At 73.3% G+C, this 3,874-nt stretch carries 4 protein-coding genes and 1 pseudogene; 3 read left to right on the plus strand and 2 right to left on the minus strand.

Annotated elements, in window-relative coordinates; genetic code table 11:
• The first annotated feature begins 203 nt into the window (after positions 1–203).
• Both B9G49_RS15720 and B9G49_RS15725 read left to right on the plus strand, forming a co-directional pair.
• A complete protein-coding gene (locus tag B9G49_RS15720; protein ID WP_086216999.1) occupies positions 204–518 on the plus strand; it encodes a hypothetical protein in 315 nt (104 codons plus the stop codon).
• 1 nt (position 519) lies between these two features.
• Positions 520–1,251, plus strand: a complete 732-nt coding sequence (locus B9G49_RS15725) for a DUF4382 domain-containing protein (protein ID WP_086217001.1) — start codon at positions 520–522, stop codon at positions 1,249–1,251.
• 282 nt (positions 1,252–1,533) lie between these two features.
• Here B9G49_RS15725 and B9G49_RS15730 read toward each other — a convergent pair whose 3' ends face one another.
• On the minus strand, positions 1,534–2,226 hold the full coding sequence (locus B9G49_RS15730; RefSeq protein WP_086217000.1) for a VTT domain-containing protein: 693 nt from the start codon (positions 2,224–2,226) through the stop codon (positions 1,534–1,536).
• A gap of 70 nt (positions 2,227–2,296) precedes the next feature.
• A complete protein-coding gene (locus B9G49_RS15735; RefSeq protein ID WP_049932608.1) occupies positions 2,297–3,124 on the minus strand; it encodes an NAD(+)/NADH kinase in 828 nt (275 codons plus the stop codon).
• Positions 3,125–3,271: 147 nt separating this feature from the next.
• Between B9G49_RS15735 and B9G49_RS15740 the strand changes: the two are divergent.
• Positions 3,272–3,874, plus strand: a pseudogene (locus B9G49_RS15740) (KaiC domain-containing protein); the annotation flags it as partial.

A 3,874-nucleotide genomic window follows, 5' to 3' on the forward strand; every position in this document is an offset into this window, starting at 1 on the left:
GTCCACGGCCGCGCCCCCGGTTACGGTCCGCGGGCGCGTCGCCGATCTCGGCTGCCGGAGTTATCCTTTTATATACCACCCGCTGTTCAGGTCGATCTCCCGGTTTAGGCCGTCTTCTGCCGATTAAACCGAGTTAAATCGGGCGTAATTCGGCTGAACGGCTTGGGGCATTCAACCGTGTAGCGCTCCGAGGATGAGTCGCAATGAACGCACTCCGAACGACGGTGCTCGTGGCGCTCGCCACGGTGGTACTGATCGGGACCGGCGCGGCCGCCGGTGCCGTCGCGGCGACGCCCGGCCCGGACAACGCCTCGGGCGACGCGGGCCCGCCGAGCGACCTCCCGGACCAAGTGCCGGACTTCGTCGGCGGGATCCTCGACAGCGTGAACGAGTTCCTCGGCGGCGGGGTCGATGATCTCGGCGAGACCGTGAGCGATATCGCCGGGAACGGCGCCGGCGAGGGCGACGGAACCGACGCGGAGAACGGGACGACCGCCGACGGAGCGGGGGGTGCGTGACGTGACTGACCGCGCGCTCGACCTCGACGCGCTCGACAGGCGCACTTACCTCAAGGCGACCGGCGCCGCCGCCCTCGGGGCGACGGGCCTCGCCGGCTGTGTCGGTCGCACGACGGGAACGCTCGCGACGCAGGTGACCGACCAGCCCGCCGACATCGGCGACTTCGAGTCGCTCGTCGTCACCGTCGAGGGGTTCTGGCTCGGCCCGGAGGGCGCCGATCCGGAGGAAGGTGACGCTGACGGCGCGAACGAGACCGACCCGGACGACGGGAGCGACGACACCGACGCCGGCGGGAACGAGACCACCGACGGCAACGGGACCGACGACGAGGGGGACGCCGCCGAGGGTCGCGAGTACTTCGAGTTCGACGAGTCACAGGAGGCTGACCTCGTCGAACTCCAGAACGGCGAGACGCAGCTGATCGACGAGCGGGAGCTCCAGACGGGCGAGTACCCGTACCTCCAGCTCGACGTGTCGTCGGCCGACGGGACCCTCACCGACGGGAGCGACGCGGCCGTCGATCTCCCGGGTAACGCGCCGCTGAAATTCAACGAGCAGTTCGAGATCCGCGAGAACGCGCGGACGACGTTCACCGCGGACTTCGCGCCGGTGCTGCGCGGGAACGGCCGCTACCTCCTCCGCCCGGTGCCGAGCGGGATCGAGGTGGAGTACGAGTCCGAGGCGTCGGAGGACGGTTCGAGCGGCGAGAACTCGACCGACGGCGACTCGTAGCGACGCCGCGCTCTCCCGGTCCCCCGTTGGAGTCGCGGCCGCGTCCGGCGCTCGCAGGGGCGAGTGCGGACCGCACCGCGGCTTCGGGGTCAGGGCTGGGTCGGTTCCCGGGATTCGGGGACCGGGGGAATGCGCGCGTCGCTGCGAGCGGTTCCCGACGCAGAGCACCCGTCTGCTGTCAGAGGCACACGGCCCGCACGACCGCCCGAGCGACGACACGCCCGGGCGGTCTTTTCGCTTTCTGCGATCCGTCCGCCGTATCGGCGCCCAGTGTCCGCCGAGTCAGACCGTCGTCGCGTCCGTCCGGAGGAACGTCCGGTAGAGCGGTCCGGCGAGTATCAGCACGCCGACGGCGGCCATGCCGAGGACCACGGCCGGGTCGACGAGCGACCCGCCGCTCGCCGCAAGGCGGTCGAGCGAGACGCCGACGGCGACCCCGGCGAGGACCCACGGGAGTTCGCCGAACGCGGTACCGGCGATGAACGGCCGGACGCCGACGCCGGCGGCCGCGGCCCCGACCGTCACCGCGTCCGACGGGAGCGGCAGCAGGCGGGTCCCGGTCACGGCGCGCACGCTCCCTGACTCGGCCGCGAAGCGCTCGCCGGCGCGACAGAACCTGTCGGCGATTCCCGACGCGTCGCCCGCGTTGGCGCCGTCTCGGAGGCGGAATCTCCCCGCCCGGGCGAGCGCGTACGGGGGGAGCGCGGTGCCGACGACGAGCGCGAGCGCGAGCGGCGTCCCGGCCCAGCCGTACCCGAAGCCGACGGCGACGGCAAGCAGGGTCGTGGGCCACGCGAGGAGCGGCCTGACCGCTGCGAGCGCGACGACGGCGGCGCCGAACCGCAGCGGGTCTGTCGCGAGCCACCGGAGCCGCGAGAGCGCTGCCTCGGGAGAGACCGCGAGGGTCACTGCCGCCACCGCCGCGACGAGGACCCCGGCGACCGCGTACCGTCCGAGCGCCGACCGGCGATTCACGCTCCGGCGTCCGCGGGCGTCCGGTAAACGCTTTGTGGGTGCGTCCGGCCGCCGTCGGGCAGCCGCCGGCTCAGGACAGCTTGCCGAGCGCCTCGAAGAAGTCGGAGGGGGGGCCGGCGATCCGTATCGGCGGCGCGGCGCGTTCGACGGTCACTTCGGTCGGCCCGTCGAGCGCCGCGGTGTCGCGTCCGTCGCTGACGACGGTCGCCCCCGCGTCGTCCGCGACCGCGACGGTTATGCTCGCGTCGGCGTCGACGACGAGCGGCGGCATCCCGTCCTCGGCGACCATCTCGTTGACGATCAGCCCGTTCACCTCGGGGTGGACGAGGGGCCCGCGCTCGGAGAGGTTGTACGCGGTCGACCCGGTCGGCGTGGCCACGAGGACCCCGTCTGCGTGCCCCCCGGCGTACCGCGACCCGTCGACCCGCACCTCGTAGTCGATCCCGCCGCCGGGGCCGCGTCGGTCGCCCTGAATCACCACCTCGTTCGCGGCCGGCGTCGACGTCCAGCCGCCGGCGCTGGCGGCGAGCCGCGGGGCTTCCCGGACGTCCAGCCCCCCGTTCCGGAACGCCCGGACCTCGGCGCGGAGCGCCGCCGCCGCGTCGGCGGGCGGGACCGCGTTGAGGAACCCGACCTCGCCGAGGTTCACCCCGACGATGGGGGTGTCGCCGGCGTTGCGCGCGACGAACAGGAACGTGCCGTCGCCGCCGACGGCGACGACCAGGTCGCAGTCGTCGAACGCGTCGACCGCCCGGGCGTCGTCGCCCGCGTCGAGCGCGGCGGCGGTCTCCGCGTCGAGCCAGACGCTCTCTCCTTCTTCGGTGACGATGTCTCGGAGAGTCGCCGCAAGCGACGCCGCCCGCTCGCTGCCCTTTCGCGCGACGATGCCCACTTCCATGCGGAAGCCATCCCCGTCCCCGGATAAAAGCGTGCGGACATCGGGGAGCCCGATCGAGTTCTCAACGCGCGGGAGTTCGCCGGAAAGTTTCAAGCCGCTCGGTCGCGTTGCTCGGCTCATGCCGAACCCCCACGGGCGGCGGAAACGATGAGCGAGGAGGACGACTGGTTCGAGCGCGCGCTGCGCGAGACCGACGAGGAGTCCGACGAGCGGCCGGTGGGCGACGCGGAGCGCGGATCCGACGGCGGGCCCGGGGAGTCGGATGATGCGCAAGAGCGGGATGACGCGCCGGACGAGCCGGAGGACGCGACGGGAGTACCGGACGAGTCCGACGCTCCCGGCGACGGGGGTGCGGAGCGGGAGTTCGACGACCCGGCGGTCGAACTCGGCGCATCGAGTGACGACGCCGAGCCCGCGGACCCCTTCGGCGGGAACCGCGGGGAATCGGACGCCGACGCGGGCGACGGGGACCCGTTCGGCGGTGCGACCGATGACGGCGAGGCGCGCTCCTCCGGCGACACGGCCGACGACGGTGACCCGTTCGGAGGGACCGACGAGCCGAGCGGCGACCGGTCCGGGGGCGACCGGTCCGGTGACGACTCGACGGCAGACGGCGTACCGGCGGACGCGTTCGGCGATGTCGGCGGCGGCGGAGAGTTCGGGTCGTTCGGTGCGGACGACCCCTTCGGCGGCGGGAGCGACGCTGGCGCGAGCGAAGCGAGCGCTCCCGACCCGGACGCCGGTTCCGGG

This window comes from Halorubrum sp. SD683, assembly GCF_002135045.1.
Taxonomy (GTDB): domain Archaea; phylum Halobacteriota; class Halobacteria; order Halobacteriales; family Haloferacaceae; genus Halorubrum; species Halorubrum ezzemoulense.